This window comes from Rheinheimera sp. WS51, assembly GCF_050936095.1.
Classification (GTDB): domain Bacteria; phylum Pseudomonadota; class Gammaproteobacteria; order Enterobacterales; family Alteromonadaceae; genus Alishewanella.
Window position 1 is genome coordinate 101,222 of the sequence record NZ_JBOTRC010000009.1, and the last position, 15,025, is coordinate 116,246.

Annotated in this window: 14 protein-coding genes; 6 read left to right on the forward strand and 8 right to left on the reverse strand. The window is 39.5% G+C overall.

The features are described from left to right. Both ACRCA4_RS11350 and ACRCA4_RS11355 read right to left on the reverse strand, forming a co-directional pair. Positions 1–1,149: a sensor histidine kinase gene (locus ACRCA4_RS11350; protein ID WP_433188461.1), complete on the reverse strand. Its 1,149-nt coding sequence runs from the start codon at positions 1,147–1,149 to the stop codon at positions 1–3. A gap of 130 nt (positions 1,150–1,279) precedes the next feature. Beyond that, complete coding sequence (locus ACRCA4_RS11355; protein WP_433188464.1) at positions 1,280–2,740, reverse strand: sigma-54 dependent transcriptional regulator; 1,461 nt, start codon at positions 2,738–2,740, stop codon at positions 1,280–1,282. A 257-nt stretch (positions 2,741–2,997) separates the two neighbouring features. Between ACRCA4_RS11355 and pseB the strand changes: the two genes are divergently transcribed. Genes pseB through ACRCA4_RS11385 form a run of 6 tightly spaced genes read left to right on the forward strand, consistent with a single transcriptional unit; the run spans position 2,998 to position 8,383 of the window. Next, positions 2,998–3,999 carry a UDP-N-acetylglucosamine 4,6-dehydratase (inverting) gene (gene pseB, locus ACRCA4_RS11360; protein ID WP_433188467.1) on the forward strand — a complete coding sequence of 334 codons (1,002 nt, stop codon included), beginning with the start codon at positions 2,998–3,000 and terminating at the stop codon, positions 3,997–3,999. After that, positions 3,996–5,144, forward strand: coding sequence for a UDP-4-amino-4,6-dideoxy-N-acetyl-beta-L-altrosamine transaminase (pseC, locus tag ACRCA4_RS11365; RefSeq protein WP_433188470.1), 1,149 nt, complete (start codon positions 3,996–3,998; stop codon positions 5,142–5,144). Before pseB ends, pseC begins: the two co-directional genes overlap by 4 nt. Next, positions 5,141–5,839, forward strand: a complete 699-nt coding sequence (gene pseF / locus ACRCA4_RS11370; RefSeq protein WP_433188473.1) for a pseudaminic acid cytidylyltransferase — start codon at positions 5,141–5,143, stop codon at positions 5,837–5,839. Before pseC ends, pseF begins: the two co-directional genes overlap by 4 nt. Next, positions 5,840–6,874 carry a UDP-2,4-diacetamido-2,4,6-trideoxy-beta-L-altropyranose hydrolase gene (gene pseG / locus ACRCA4_RS11375; protein WP_433188476.1) on the forward strand — a complete coding sequence of 345 codons (1,035 nt, stop codon included), beginning with the start codon at positions 5,840–5,842 and terminating at the stop codon, positions 6,872–6,874. It begins immediately after the preceding gene. Positions 6,875–6,889: 15 nt separating this feature from the next. After that, positions 6,890–7,939, forward strand: a complete 1,050-nt coding sequence (pseI, locus tag ACRCA4_RS11380; protein WP_433188479.1) for a pseudaminic acid synthase — start codon at positions 6,890–6,892, stop codon at positions 7,937–7,939. Positions 7,940–7,942: 3 nt separating this feature from the next. Then, on the forward strand, positions 7,943–8,383 hold the full coding sequence (locus ACRCA4_RS11385; protein ID WP_433188482.1) for a GNAT family N-acetyltransferase: 441 nt from the start codon (positions 7,943–7,945) through the stop codon (positions 8,381–8,383). Between the two features lie 25 nt (positions 8,384–8,408). Here ACRCA4_RS11385 and ACRCA4_RS11390 read toward each other — a convergent pair whose 3' ends face one another. From ACRCA4_RS11390 to ACRCA4_RS11415, 6 genes are all read right to left on the reverse strand, one after another. Beyond that, a complete protein-coding gene (locus ACRCA4_RS11390; RefSeq protein WP_433188485.1) occupies positions 8,409–11,213 on the reverse strand; it encodes a 6-hydroxymethylpterin diphosphokinase MptE-like protein in 2,805 nt (934 codons plus the stop codon). 22 nt (positions 11,214–11,235) lie between these two features. Continuing rightward, on the reverse strand, positions 11,236–11,532 hold the full coding sequence (locus ACRCA4_RS11395; RefSeq protein ID WP_433188488.1) for a hypothetical protein: 297 nt from the start codon (positions 11,530–11,532) through the stop codon (positions 11,236–11,238). Beyond that, positions 11,532–11,966 carry a flagellar export chaperone FliS gene (gene fliS, locus ACRCA4_RS11400; protein WP_433188491.1) on the reverse strand — a complete coding sequence of 145 codons (435 nt, stop codon included), beginning with the start codon at positions 11,964–11,966 and terminating at the stop codon, positions 11,532–11,534. Before fliS ends, ACRCA4_RS11395 begins: the two co-directional genes overlap by 1 nt. 40 nt (positions 11,967–12,006) lie before the next feature. Continuing rightward, the gene (gene fliD, locus ACRCA4_RS11405) at positions 12,007–13,470 is read right to left on the reverse strand and encodes a flagellar filament capping protein FliD (RefSeq protein ID WP_433188494.1); all 1,464 of its coding nucleotides are present in this window, start codon (positions 13,468–13,470) and stop codon (positions 12,007–12,009) included. 33 nt (positions 13,471–13,503) lie between these two features. Further along, positions 13,504–13,908, reverse strand: coding sequence for a flagellar protein FlaG (locus ACRCA4_RS11410; protein WP_433188497.1), 405 nt, complete (start codon positions 13,906–13,908; stop codon positions 13,504–13,506). Between the two features lie 69 nt (positions 13,909–13,977). Beyond that, a complete protein-coding gene (locus tag ACRCA4_RS11415) occupies positions 13,978–14,802 on the reverse strand; it encodes a flagellin (RefSeq protein WP_433188500.1) in 825 nt (274 codons plus the stop codon). Positions 14,803–15,025 lie beyond the last annotated feature (223 nt).

Sequence of the window (15,025 nt, forward strand, 5' to 3'; positions counted from 1 at the left end):
CTAAGCCTCCGCTTTATGTCTAGTTAAACCTAAGCCTAGATCCTGCTGAACGGGCAGTTGCATTTCAAAACAAGCGCCTCCTAGCTCGCTCGGTTTATAACGCACTTCACCATGATGTGAGTGAGCAACCGCTTGCACTACAGCAAGCCCTAAACCTGTTCCGGAAGATTTATTAGTAACAAAAGGTTCAAATAATTGGGCTTCAATAGTTTTAGCCACGCCGGGGCCATTATCAGCAACTGCAATAATAATATGCTCCGGTTTATGTACACTTTGGCTAATGGTTAAATGAATTTCGGCTTGTTCAGGTTTAGCTTGTAAGCTATTTTTGATTAAATTCAAAATAGCGCCACTGAGCGCATTCAAATTACCAATTAATTTAGCGTTTTCTGCTGTTACTCTGAGGTGAAATATTGCATTAGCCTCGGTTAATACCGCCTCAGCACTGTCTTCAATAGCAGTAACTAGCTCGCTGATACTAAAAGAGTCTACAGCTTGTGATGTGTCAGAGCGGGCAAATAACAGCATGTCGTTCACTTGCTGCTCTAAATCCTGTAATCGCGATTGCAGCTTCTGCTGAAACTGTTGTTGCATCTGCATAGTAATACGCGGATTAGAGAGGTTTTGCGCATATAACATAGCCGATGACAAAGGCGTGCGAATTTGGTGTGCTAAAGAGGCCATCATCTTGCCTAAACTAGACAAGCGCTGCATATGACTCAACCGGCTTTGTAAAGCACGGGTTTCAGTTAAATCTGTTAGCATAATAAGCTGGCCAGGCTGGGTTTGATCCGAGGTTGCAGCCATAGCGCTAATGGCTAATTTAACTCTGCGGCCATCTTTTAATGACACCTCTAGACCATCGTCACTGCGAGGGCTAAAACTGCGAGTGATAACATCTAACCAGCGCAAGCCAATTAACGGCTCACCAAGTAAATCGATAGCGGCAGCATTAGCCTGATAAACATAGCCACGTTGATCTAATAAAATAACAGCTGCAGGTAAGGCCTGTAGTAATGCTTCTGCCTGATCAAAGCTTGCTTGCGGATCCGCAGTTTTATTCAAGCCCCCAGGCAATAAGCCTAAACTCGCAGAAGACAAGTTTAGTGTTGCAGAATAAAGGGATGAAACAGCAGCAGTATTAGCCATAATTATCGTTACCTTTAGCACAGTAAATATTAAGGTGCTATAGATAATGCAATGTTCAGGCCAAACATAACCCACTGATAAGAAATAACTTTATAGTCTTATTTCAGTGTCAATATACTGACTGTTGTTCTTAGTCTTCTTTGTTTAAATTATATTTACGCATTTTTTCAACTAAGGTTGTACGGCGCAAGCCTAATATCTCAGCGGCCCGTGCAACAACGTATTCATGCCGTTGTAAGGCTAATGAAATAAAATGAATTTCTAACTCGGCCAAATGCTCTTTTAGATCAAAACCATCCTCTGGTAAATGCTGCATACTGGCAAAAGCAGATAATGACTCTGCTTCTGCAGTATCTCTATCTGGCTCTTCCGTATCATCATCTGTTTGAAATAACTCGTTTAGTAAGTCTCGCTCTTGCAGGCTTTCTGGGTATTCAGGCTGATAACTTTCAACATCTAAATGCCGATATTTAACAGGTAACTCAGCAACATCAACTACCTGATCTGGATACATAATCACCATACGCTCCAGTAAATTAGCGAGTTCACGCACATTACCCGGCCATGGGTGCAGTTTTAAGCTTTCAATCGCTTTATCAGTAAACTTCACATTTGCGTTATTTTGCTGCGCAATACGCTGTAATAAAGCCTGAATAAGTAAGCCTAAATCTTCAGCTCTTTGTTGTAACGACGGCGTTTCAATTGGAAACACATTTAAACGGTAATATAAGTCTTCCCGAAAACTGCCATCTACAATCATTTGCTCTAAATTGCGGTGCGTGGCTGCCACAATACGCACATCGGCTTTAATTTCTTGAGTTCCCCCCACTCGCTCATAGGTACGCTCTTGTAATACCCGCAGCAGCTTTACCTGCATTGGCTGAGGCATATCGCCAATTTCATCTAAAAACAAGGTTCCGCCTTGGGCTAGCTCAAAACGGCCTTTTCTAGTTGAAATAGCGCCAGTAAAGGCGCCCTTTTCATGGCCAAACAATTCACTTTCTAATAGCTCAGCAGGAATAGCACCACAGTTAATAGGCACAAAAGGTCCCGTATTGCGGTGTGACAACAAATGGATGTTCCGGGCAACCACTTCTTTACCTGTACCTGAATCGCCTAATACCAAAACATTGGCATCAGTTGCTGCCACTTGTTGAATTAAAAAACGTACTTGTTGCATGGGCTCAGAATTACCCACCATGCCATCAAATTGAACTTTAGCATCTTGCTGACGCTGTTTTGGCATTAAACGATGATATTGCTGACAATCACGCAATAATTGGGTCAGGCTTGCATAAGCAAAGGGCTCAGTTAATAAACCAACAACATTAGGGTATTGCAAATGTGCCTTTAATTGCTCACCTAGCAATAAAAAAGCGACAGTGGGATAACGCTGAATAATATCGGCATGCTGTTGCTCAGGAATAGCCCCCAGTAAAACAACGGCAATAGGCTCACGGTTTAATTTAGACACTAACGTCTCTAAATCACAGCTTTGGTGTGGCTCTGAAATAAAGCTTAACACCGTACTTAAACGCTCAGCACGCCCTGACTGATCATCAACAATATATACAACGGGATTATTCAACATAGCGCCACTTTTTATTATGCTTTTAATTTCATTGTACTAAGCATCAGTAAGCTTGCAACAAAATAAGTTATTTTTTTGACGCAGTGTCAAAAAAATAACAGCTATTAACCTACCCTAATCATTTATCTGCCAATATACTGATAATCCATAGTATTAAATTGCTTTTTATTCCGGCATAGTTAATGCTAACAATTGTGATTGCAAGATAACGCATGAATATAATAACGATGGCTGATTTCAGCTACTAAGGGCGCTGCATGTTCAACGGAAAAACCATATTAATTACTGGCGGAACCGGCTCTTTTGGCCATAAATATACGGCGACTTTGCTCGCTAGATATAAACCTAAAAAAATTATTATCTTTTCTCGTGATGAACTTAAACAATATGAAATGCAACAACAGTTTAATCAAAGCTGTATGCGTTATTTTATTGGTGATGTTAGAGATGAAGCGCGACTTATCCGCGCTATGCATGGCGTAGACTATGTTATACATGCTGCAGCCTTAAAGCAGGTTCCCGCAGCTGAATATAATCCAATGGAGTGCATTAAAACCAATATCAACGGTGCCGAACACGTTATCAATGCCGCTATCGAAAATAATGTAGAAAAAGTGATAGCACTGTCGACAGATAAAGCCGCTAATCCGGTAAATCTATATGGAGCCACTAAGTTGGCTTCAGATAAACTCTTTGTTGCAGCGAATAATATGGCAGGTAGCCGATCAACCCGATTTTCGGTAGTGCGCTATGGCAATGTGGTCGGCTCTCGCGGCTCTGTTGTTCCCTATTTTCAGCAATTAAAAGCGAAAGGCAGTGAGCATATCCCAATTACCCATGTAGAGATGACTCGATTTTGGATCAGCCTACAACAAGGGGTCGATTTTGTATTAAAAAACTTCGAACGCATGTTAGGTGGTGAAATTTTTGTGCCCAAAATACCTTCAATGCGGGTGGTTGATTTAGCAAAAGCGATAGCGCCACAAATACCAATAAAAGTAGTGGGCATTCGCCCTGGCGAAAAACTACACGAAATGATGTGCCCAAGTGATATGTCTTATCATACCTTTGAATTCTCTGATCATTATGTTATTGCGCCAGCCATTAAGTTCTTCAGTCGTAGCAATGATTTCTCTAGCAATGCTTTACAAGAGAAAGGACAGCTGGTTGCTGAAAATTTCGAATATGTATCAGACCAAAACCCAGACTTTTTAACGGTAGAGCAGCTGGCTCAGTTTAATCAGGAAGCTATGTTGTGATCCCCTATGGTCGTCAGAATATTAATCAAGCTGATATTGATGCAGTAACAGACGTTCTGCAAAGTGACTTTTTAACTCAGGGGCCAGCTGTACCGGCTTTTGAGCAAAAGTTAATAGAGCTCACCGGTGCCCAAGATGCCATAGCAGTAAATAGTGCTACCTCTGCATTACATATTGCTTGTCTCGCCTTAGGCGTTGGCCCTGGTAGCCGAGTATGGACATCGCCCATTAGCTTTGTTGCTTCAGCTAACTGCGCCCGTTATTGTGGTGCTGATGTTGATTTTGTAGATGTAGAGCCAGATAGCGGCAATATGGCTGTAAATAGCCTACGCGAAAAACTAGAGCAGGCTCGATTAACAGACACCTTACCGCAAGTCGTGATCCCCGTACATTTAGCTGGGGCCAGCTGCGATATGCAGCAGATCTATTATTTAGCCAACGAATTTGGTTTTAGTATTATTGAAGATGCCTCCCATGCCGTAGGCGCTCGCTATCAAGATGAAGCTGTAGGCAACTGCCGTTATAGTGATATTAGTATCTTTAGTTTTCATCCGGTGAAAATTATTACCACCGCTGAAGGTGGCGTAGCCTTAACCAATAAAGCTGAATTAGCAGCCAAAATGCGCATGCTGCGAAGCCATGGTATCACTCGCGATGATAGCTTAATGACCGAGCCTAGCCACGGTGCTTGGTATTACCAACAGTTACAATTAGGCTTTAATTATCGCATGACCGATATGCAAGCCGCACTTGGCATAAGCCAAAGCCAGCGATTATTACCTATTATAAAAAAGCGCCAACTGCTAGCCGCTAATTACAATCAGTTACTGGCAGATTTACCACTTGGTTTACCTGCGCTTGATGATGACAATATCAGCGCTTGGCATCTATATATTATTCGTCTTAACGACAAAACTAAGCGTAAAGCTGTGTTTGACGGTTTAAGAGCTGCTGGTATAGGCGTGAATGTACATTACATTCCTATTCATACTCAGCCTTATTACCAGCAGCTAGGCTTTGATTGGGCCGATTTTCCTGTGGCTGAGGATTTTTATGAACGCATTATTAGCCTGCCGATATTTCCGGAATTAAGCGGTGAGCAGCAACAATATATTGCGGATAAACTGACTGAACTATTAAAATGAATGTTGTTATTATTCCAGCTCGTGGCGGCAGTAAACGTATACCGCGTAAAAACATAAAGCTTTTCCATGGTAAGCCTATGCTGGCCTATCCTATTGAGGCTGCTTTACAAAGTGGTATAGTTGATAAGGTAGTTGTATCAACTGATGATGCAGAAATTGCCTCTATCGCCCAAGATTTTGGCGCAGAAGTGCCCTTTATGCGCAGTAACTCACTGGCTGATGATCACACCGGCACCAGTGCTGTGATCCGTGATGCCATTGAGCAACTGCTACGTTTAGGCTGGCCTTTGCAATATTGTGCTTGTTTATATGCTACTACTCCCTTGCTTAACGCTGATACCCTTCGTCAGCTATATCAACAATTACAAACAAGCTCAGCCGATTATGTTTTTACTGCTGCTCGGTTTTCATTTCCTATTCAACGCGCCTTATTAATGACTGAAAATGCGGGTATCACTCCTTTTGATCCGCAAAGTATTGCTAAACGTTCACAAGATTTAGCGCCTGCATTTCATGATGCAGGCCAATTATATTGGGCCAAAGCCAGTACTTGGCTAGATAACACTAAAACCATTTTTGGCGCAAATTCTCGTATGCATGTTTTACCTGATCATTTAGTCCAAGATATAGATACTGTAGAAGACTGGCGCCGAGCAGAATTGCTTTATCAATTGCTACAACAGGAAAAAGCATAAATGAAAGTCTTGCTGCGCGCCGATGCATCTGTGCAGATAGGTAGTGGCCACATTATGCGCTGTTTAACCCTTGCTCACGCATTGCGCCAGCAAGGTGCTGAATGTCACTTTGTTTGCCAACAAAGTGAAGGCAATTTAATTAAGGTGATTGAGCAGCTTGGCTTTACTGTGTTCCCGCTCGACAACAGCTTAGATTCCCAGCGCAGTGACGCTATCAAAACCCAAGCCGCTCTTAATACTGATTATCAACTACTTATAGTGGATCACTATCAGCTTGGCTTAGAATATTGCCAACTATTGCGCAGCCACTGCCAGTATGTTTTAGTCATTGATGACTTAGCTAATCGTCAGCACGACTGTGACTTATTACTTGATCAAAACTTAATACCTAATGCTAGTAGCCGCTATAATCATTTAGTGCCTTCGCACTGCATTCAACTGTTAGGGCCAAGTTATGCCTTGCTACGAGATGAGTTTTATCAAACAAAATCTCAGCCAATACCACAGCATATCTTAGTCAGTTTTGGTGGCAGCGATGAGCATAATTTAACGGCTTTAGCCATTAGTGCTATTGCATCGCTAAAGTTTCAGCAAGTCACGGCCGATATCGTAATTGGTGCCAATAATCCTTGGCGTACTGAACTAGAAAAACAAATAGCCAGCCAGCCCAATATGCAGCTACATGTGCAATGCAACTATATGGCGGCTTTAATGCAAAAAGCACAACTTATGCTAGGCGCTGGCGGTGCTAGCCATTGGGAAAGATGCATTAGTCGTCTTCCTGGGTTAATTGTTACTGTGGCCGAAAACCAACAAGCAACTACAGCGTATCTACAACAGCTAGGTGCCTGTGTCTGGTTAGGGCAAGCTGCTGATATGTCAGAGCAACTTATTGCAGAAAAGTTACGCTATTACTTATTGAAGCCAAAACGGCTAGATGAAATAAGCAAAGCTGCTGCTACTATAGTGCCTATTACAGCAGGTACCAAAGACGTTATCAAAGCAATAAATAATTTATTCAAAGCAAAGCCTTAGTATATAGGAGTCATAATGTCAGAGATTAGAATAGGCGATAAACTAATTGGAAAAGCTCACACTCCTTTTATCATCGCTGAAATGTCTGGTAACCATGGCCAATCATTAGATAAAGCTATGGCACTGGTAGATGCTGCAGCTGCCGCAGGTGCTCACGCATTAAAACTTCAAACATACACGCCTGATACTATTACACTTGATGTTCATGACAATGAGTTTTATATTCAAGATCCACATAGTTTATGGCAAGGCAATTCACTTTATAAGCTCTACCAAGCCGCGATGACACCTTGGGAGTGGCACAAACCAATTTTTGATTATGCTAAGAGCAAAGGCTTAATCGCATTTAGCTCCCCTTTTGACCTCACTGCAGTAGATTTTCTGGAGCAATTAGATGTTCCTTGCTATAAAATTGCATCATTTGAAAATAGTGATCATGGCTTATTAGCGGCTGTTGCCAAAACAGGAAAACCTATTATTGTTTCAACCGGTATGGCTACACAAGCCGAACTTGCCGAATCGGTGCAAGTGCTACGCGATAACGGCTGTAAAGATCTTATTTTATTAAAATGCACCAGCAACTATCCTGCAAGGCCGGTTGACGCTAACCTTCGCACCATCCCACACCTAGCAGAACTATTTAATTGTCAGGTTGGCTTATCCGACCACACGCCAGGCGTTGGCGTTGCAGTAGCAGCGGTGGCATTAGGTGCTACCGTCGTTGAAAAGCACTTTGTCTTAGATAGAAACGGTGGTGAAGTTGATGCAGAGTTCTCGTTAGAGCCTCATGAATTGAAAATGCTTGTAGAGGAAACATCTAGAGCCAGTGATGCCTTAGGTAAAGTGCATTATGGTTGTACTGAGAAGGAGCTCGCGTCGCGCAGACTACGCCGTTCACTGTATATTGCCAAAGATATGAAAAAAGGTGATTTATTTACTAAAGAAAATCTACGTTCTGTACGCCCTGGTTTAGGTTTAGATCCTAAATATATTTCACTATTTTTAGGACGTTCTATCAATAAAGATGTCAATATGGGAACAGCTTTAGATTGGAGTTTAATTTAATATATGACCACATCGTTGCATTTTAGACTGGCCACCATGGCTGATGCTAACCAGCTTTTGCAATGGCGTAATGACTCGCTTACCAGACAATTCAGTTTAAACTCCACTCCTATCACTAACGAGCAACATTTAATCTGGTTAAAAGAGAGCCTTCTTAACCCCCACCGACAACTATGTATTGTAGAGCTTGGAAAACAGCCAATAGGCACTACCCGTGTTGATACACAAAAGGATAAACACACAATTTCTTGGACTTTAGCTCCTAACTACAGAGGTAAAGGCTTAGCAAAAATGATGGTATCACAATTAGTGCATAACTTATCAGGTAGTATTTGTGCCGAAATTTTACCAACTAACCTTGCTTCTATTTATGTTGCTAAGTATGCAGGCTTAACTTACAAAAACACAAAGAATGGTGTCATGCGTTTTGTCATTCACCGCTAAGCTTTCAATCTAAATTACAAGTTAATTATATGGTGATATCTAACTTTAAAGGTTCATTACATAAATCATCAGCGGCACTGTTAAGATACTCTATCCAAATAGCCATAACATAATTATATTGCTCTAGAGCAAAATCAAAACTTTCATTATCAGCCATAAGCGATATAAGTTTAGTTAAAACACCGAGTATGTAGGTTGTACTACCATGCAACAGAGGAAATAACAAACTGCCTGGCTCCATAGAAAGAGCTCTAAATAAGGCCCATTGTTGTTCTAACAATGTTTCTGCTCCTTCAATATCTGTTACTTCATCTTGAATTAAATCACACCAGCGCCTGATACTACTTTTGAATTGCGCAACATTATATTTTTTTAAGAATAATTGGCTTTGCTCATATAAATTGTTTTGATAAAAAGCGGCTTGTAAAAACTGTTCTAAAATTGATTTGCGATCTTGCAAATTATTAGATATTAAAATATTTGCAGGTTGCAGGGTAATTGCGCCTTTAATTTTCGCACCATCACTACAGTTATATACTTCAACTTGAGATTTAAATGCAGCAATAGTTTGCTCCATTATCTGTCTAGAGACATCAAACTCAACTTTTGTTAAAACGGTCGGACGAAAATTACCTGATACCTCTATACCATCGCCATGTTCCTGCCGATAGTTGTATACTGACTTTCCTTGCTGATCATAATAAGCAGAGAATTGAGAATGATGGTTATCAACATCAATATAACCAAGATCGACACCAAATAAATAAACTTGTTTAAACCCAGCATGCAACGCAAAATTAACAGCTAAATTTGATACGGTTGGATATGCATAAGTTAAATTAGCAATGTCCGCAGCACCATCGAGTAATTTCTTAAATACATAAGCTGCCGCCTCACCTGCTTTAAAAGCAAGAAAGACTTCAGCAAATAAATTCGCAGTATCAGGATGTAGCCCATTGACTGATATCGCATTTATTGACTTTAAATAGGATACATCATTTACCTGAGTGATCCATCTATAGGTCGAGCGGTTCTGTTCTACTTCGGCATGAAAATCCGGCGTTATACCAAGTGCATGCAACGCTTTTAATGCCGTACCACAACTTATAACAATAGCATTATCTCGGTGTTGCTTTAGAAACTCGATACTATGATCTAGACTTGGTCCATTGCCAACAATAAATACTGGAATATCTGTTGCTGGATGCTGACTATACAACGCCCTATCAGCTTTTAACCAATAATGACCAGCACGGAAGTTATCATAGGTATGACTAATGCCAAAACGAGCATAATCATAATAATCTCCCATAGCTAAAACCACTTTTAACTGTTGTTTTAATAGTTTAATACTCTGGGCTAAAAAAGGACTATCATAGGCTTGTAGCATATAGGTATCGGCAATAGCAAAAAGGCCATTTCGATAAAACTGTTGCATAACATCAGCAAAATAATCATCGTCTGAACCACCTATATTTAAATATATTTGTTGATTATTTTCAGCTGCTTCATCAAATAACGCCTGCCAGTTAAAGCAAAACAAACTGGCATACAAATAGTCAACATTGGGTTCAAATATATAGAGTTGTTTAATATCAGTTTGATGATTAATCTGTGATATATGCTCGCCACAGCCAATACCAAAAATAATTAAAGAACTAAGCTGATTAATATTGCGCTGTGACTTAGACGCTATTTGACTGAACGTATTTTGTAGTTTGGCTATATGTTTATAATGGACATAATGTTTAAATTTATCGACAACCTTTTGCCCTAACAATAAATCATCTTGATAAGGTTTTTTTATAAAATCGTTTACAACTTTTTCAGCATCTAAAGTACTACTTTGATAAAGCAGCACATTTCGTTGTTTATGCCAAAGGTTAGCCTGTTTTTTATGCCGAACAAAGAACCAATGCTTTGGTTGGTAATTAGCAATAATATTAGAGAGTTCGGGATAATACTGCTTAAAAGCAGCTATATTAGTTTTAAATAACCCTTTTGCTTCTGAGTCTATTGTAGTTAAGCAGTCAATATTACCGAGTACATTCCCTACTCTTGAGGCAACAAAATGCTCTGGCTCATTAAAACCTATAAAATGTCGCTCTCTACCGCAGGCTTTATTTTCTCTAGCTAGCGAAGAAAGCAAAAAATGGATAACTTCATCCATCACTGGATGAGCGATATGTCTATAAATAAAGATTTCTTTTAAGTCCGGCTGATAGTGTCTTAAATCAGCAATAACAGTGTTTACATTGTTACCGTCACTTCCTAGCTGAATTGAAATTAATGTGCCATGTAGCTCTGCAAGCTGATAAATATTCGCCCAATCAATAACCTGCATCGAACTATAAAAAAAGTCATGGTTTGGTTCATAAATAACCAATACCGCTGGTGGCCTTTGTTCTAATAGTAGTTGCACTTGGTAACCTAAGCCTAAACCGAACAGTAATATAGTACTTGATGCTGCTAAAGCTTTAGTGGGCCAAGCAGTATTTTCTGCTTGAAAGGCCGCTTCTTTTAAACTTACAACGACAGCATCATGTAGAAAGCTTTCAACTTCATTGTTAATTTCATTTTTGGGATTATTTGAATATAGCGCTTGACCATTGGTTAAATCTAGCAGGTTTGCTTGGCCTAATTGGGTACAGAACAAGTTATATTGATTAATCTTGTAACCGACTAATTGATTTAAAATACTAGGGCAATACTGAGAAAATGCGGCTAAATTGGCGGTAAACTGTTCAGATAAGCTTTTTTGAAAGATAACATCTAGAGAATTTTGTTTAGCTGGATCTGGGTGCATTAAGTCTTGATAATGATTAAGCATAATCACCTTTAACAAATGAAAACTATTTATTTATATCGTAACTAGCATTTGCTGTTCTTGCACGGTTTAATTGGGTAATTTCTGCCATCACTTCGGTTTTTAAATTACTTATTCGCTTCACTTGTGTATTTAACCATTCTAGCTGCTGATTTACTTGACTGACATATTGCGTTTCAGAGCTAATGGATAACAACAACTTGCGATATTCAATTACTTTGATTATCGCAAGCTCTAAATCGGCCGGTTCTAAATATAGCTGATTGTTAATCTCTGCTTGTAAAAGCGCTAACTTTTCAAAAACAGCCTCTGGTTTAGGCATTAGGCCACACCTACTTCCTGAGTATTTTTTGCCCGCATACTGTAAGCGGCTTCTCTGTCTGCTACAGGAATTTGATCCCAAGCTGATTTAATCGTTAAAAGAATATCCATAACTTCTTGCACTTTTTCAATACTCATTTCACGGCTAGCGACAATAAGATGTTCATGCATAAAGCCATATAATGAATGTAGGTTATTAGATATTTCACCACTAACATTCATATCAATAGATGATTGTAATGAGTTAATAATGGCCATTGCTTTTGATAAGGTAGTCGATTTTCCACTGTAATCTTTACGCTCAATAAAGCCTTTGGCTTTAGCCATATTTTCTAAAGCACCTTGCATTAAAAGTTGGATCACACGGTGTGGATCCGCTACGGCTAAATCATCTTTTACACCTACAGCTTTATACGCTTTAATACCATAACTCATAGCACTTTACTCCGAACTAAAAAATATAATAGAAATAGCATTACGATTGTTTATTCGTTCCAAACCCAGGCAAGCTAGTGAGTGCAGAAGTTACGCTTGCTTGTGTCCGTTGCATCTCAGCTAGTAAACTATCCAGTGCTTGATAACGACTTAGTAATGATTTCTCGAAACTTTCTATATATCGGCTAGCAGCTTCAGAAGCTTTAGTGTTATTTGCAATTTGTTTGTTAATCGACGACTCTTTACTTGCGATAATGCCGCCGGATTTATTAAATTCTTGAATAAAAGAATCTAGACTAGCAATTAAACCTGATTCATTACCAAACATCTTACCAATAGCATCAAAGTTTTCATCTAACGCTTTATCAAAACGCATTTGTCCTGAAGTATCGCTGTATTCTGTTGATGTGCTAATTTCTAACTTACCGTCTTTATTTAAGGTTATTCCAAGTGAGTACAAGGAATTCATATCAGCATCGCTACCGTCTATAGTATTGCCTAAGATACCTTGTAGCTGGCTCATGATAGAACGAGGTAAAGGGTCACCTTTTAAACTACCGCCATTACCGGTGACTGTTTTACCATCTGCGCCCAAAGTACGACTTTTTGTTAAACTATCTACCTGGTCAACTAACTGATTGTAGCTATCTATAAAAGCTTTTATATTCGTTTTGACTGTCTCTTTATCAACGCCTACGTCTAGTTTGGCATTGTTACCATCGGGTGTTTTTTGTAATACTGTCAAACTAATATCTTGAACAACATCTGTAAAAGTATTCGACGCGCTTGTTGCTAAAATACCATCTATTTCTACAATGGCATTTTGCGCTGACTGTACAGTTGTTAAACCAGCTGATGCCCCCGTTGGCTGAGTAGAGATTGCATCTAATTCGGCATTATCATTTGAAACAACTAAATCGTTGCCATCGCCTGTTTCACTAGAGCTTAAAACTAACTTAGTGCCAACACTACCACCGGCATTAATAATATTGGCATTAACACCGAAGTTCTCGCCGCTATCATTAATTTTTAGCCTTAGTTGCTCTAAAGTCATACCCGCAGTGACATCAATATCAAAACTCTTACTACCCGCAGTAAAGGTTAACTTACCATCACTAGTGGCAATTACATCATCGGCACTGCTATAAGCCGCATCAGCAGATTCTAAACGGCTACCTTGAGCTAATTGATTAACCTTAATATCAAAACTTGTCGCTGATGCCGTTGCACTAGCTGTAGCTTCAATATATTTTTTACCTTCTATAGGTTGGGTAATAGTGACTGAGCGTTGTTTTAATTTATCGCCACTAAGTTTACTAGCAGCATCTTGAAAAGCAGATAAAGCAGACTTCAGTTTGCCTATACCAGATAAAGATGCATCTAAAGTTGCTTTAGCTTTATTAATGCGACCAAATTTACTTTCACGCTCAGCATCAACAAAACTTGTCACTAATTCATTTAAGGGCAAACCTGATGCGGCACCTAAAAAATTTATATTTGACATAGCAACCTCATTATCTGATGAACATTTAACTACTTATACTTTACTGTTAATAAGTAATCCTAATGACTGCCCCATCTCTTCTTGCAGTTTCTTTATTTCTTGCGAGACTTTTAATAATTCTTCAGATGGGATTTGCCGAATCATTTGCTCTGTATTTTTATCTATCACTTTTACTACTGTTCTACCGGAATCTTCATCCATAGTAAATGTTAATGAGCGCTGTTCAAAGACTGCAGCCTTATTAACTATAGATAAAGCTTGCTCAACTTCAGCCTCTGAGGGCTGTACCTCTTTCTTGGCTGTTTCATTAAGGCTTTTATTATCCGCATCACTTAACGGCACTACCTTATCATTTTGGGCGACTACATTTACATCAGTTTTAAAACTGTCATCATGCTTAAGATTAGTAGCCATTGATATGCTATTTACACTATTCATAACTCCCCCCACTTCAAACTGAAAAGACTAGATAAAGGCGCGGCCTTTATCTAGCTTTTTAAAGCGGTATTATCCTAAAAGAGATAATGCAGCTTGTGGACGTTGGTTAGCCTGAGCTAATACTGTTTGACTGGTTTGCTGTAAAATTTGAGCACGAGTCAATTCAGCCGTTTCTTTAGCAAAGTCAGTATCACGAATACGTGAGCGTGCACCTGACACGTTTTCAGACACATTAGACAAGTTACGAATCGTTGCCTGGAAACGGTTTTGCACTGCACCTAAATCTGCACGCTTACCATCTACTGTCTTAATTGCAGCGTCAATCTCTGTCATAGCAGCAGATGCTGTAGCTAGCGTAAGGGCGCTACTTGCACCTAATGCCGCAGCACTCCAACCCGTAGCTCTAGATACGTTAACAGAAATAAAGTCACTTGCAGATGCTTGCGCACCTACTAATACTTTAGCTGAAAAACTACCTTTTAAAAGCTTTTGGCCACCAAACTCAGTTGTGTCAGCTATACGAGTAATCTCAGTTTTTAAAGCGGTATATTCTTTGTTCAAAGCCGCAATATCATCAGGGTTGCTGATACCATTTTGTGCTTGAACAGCTAAGGTACGCATCCGTTGTAATGAATTAGTCATTTCATCAAAAGCGCCTTCAGCTACCTGAGCTAAAGAAATACCATCGTTAGCATTACGTGATGCCTGATCTAGACCATTAATCTGGCTAGTTAAGCGGTTAGAAATTTGTAAGCCTGCTGCATCATCTGCCGCACTATTAATACGCATACCTGATGATAAACGTTTAAAGGCAGTATCTAAGGCGCCGCCCGAGTTCATTAACTGACGCTGTGCGTTTAATGAAGATGTATTAGTGTTTACGAATAAAGCCATGAGTCACTCCTTAGTTTCTAACCTGCTATACAAGTTAAAAACTATAATTTTAATTGGGTTATCCCGTTAATTTAGCCAAGCTGCAACTTGGCTTATACAGAGTATCGGCATGGCACTTATTTACTTTAGCGTTTTTTTTATTTTTTTTGGGAGATTTAAGTCATGTAATTTTATTGCGAATAAATACCCATAAAAAAACCACCCTAAGGTGGTTTTTTTTATT

Bases quoted from the DNA above. Each gene is read 5' to 3' on its own strand.
- ACRCA4_RS11350 (WP_433188461.1), bottom strand. From the start codon at position 1,149: ATGGCTAATACTGCTGCTGTTTCATCCCTTTATTCTGCAACACTAAAC.
- ACRCA4_RS11355 (WP_433188464.1), bottom strand. From the start codon at position 2,740: ATGTTGAATAATCCCGTTGTATATATTGTTGATGATCAGTCAGGGCGT.
- pseB (WP_433188467.1), top strand. From the start codon at position 2,998: ATGTTCAACGGAAAAACCATATTAATTACTGGCGGAACCGGCTCTTTT.
- pseF (WP_433188473.1), top strand. From the start codon at position 5,141: ATGAATGTTGTTATTATTCCAGCTCGTGGCGGCAGTAAACGTATACCG.
- pseG (WP_433188476.1), top strand. From the start codon at position 5,840: ATGAAAGTCTTGCTGCGCGCCGATGCATCTGTGCAGATAGGTAGTGGC.
- pseI (WP_433188479.1), top strand. From the start codon at position 6,890: ATGTCAGAGATTAGAATAGGCGATAAACTAATTGGAAAAGCTCACACT.
- ACRCA4_RS11385 (WP_433188482.1), top strand. From the start codon at position 7,943: ATGACCACATCGTTGCATTTTAGACTGGCCACCATGGCTGATGCTAAC.
- ACRCA4_RS11390 (WP_433188485.1), bottom strand. From the start codon at position 11,213: ATGCTTAATCATTATCAAGACTTAATGCACCCAGATCCAGCTAAACAA.
- ACRCA4_RS11395 (WP_433188488.1), bottom strand. From the start codon at position 11,532: ATGCCTAAACCAGAGGCTGTTTTTGAAAAGTTAGCGCTTTTACAAGCA.
- fliS (WP_433188491.1), bottom strand. From the start codon at position 11,966: ATGAGTTATGGTATTAAAGCGTATAAAGCTGTAGGTGTAAAAGATGAT.
- fliD (WP_433188494.1), bottom strand. From the start codon at position 13,470: ATGTCAAATATAAATTTTTTAGGTGCCGCATCAGGTTTGCCCTTAAAT.
- ACRCA4_RS11410 (WP_433188497.1), bottom strand. From the start codon at position 13,908: ATGAATAGTGTAAATAGCATATCAATGGCTACTAATCTTAAGCATGAT.
- ACRCA4_RS11415 (WP_433188500.1), bottom strand. From the start codon at position 14,802: ATGGCTTTATTCGTAAACACTAATACATCTTCATTAAACGCACAGCGT.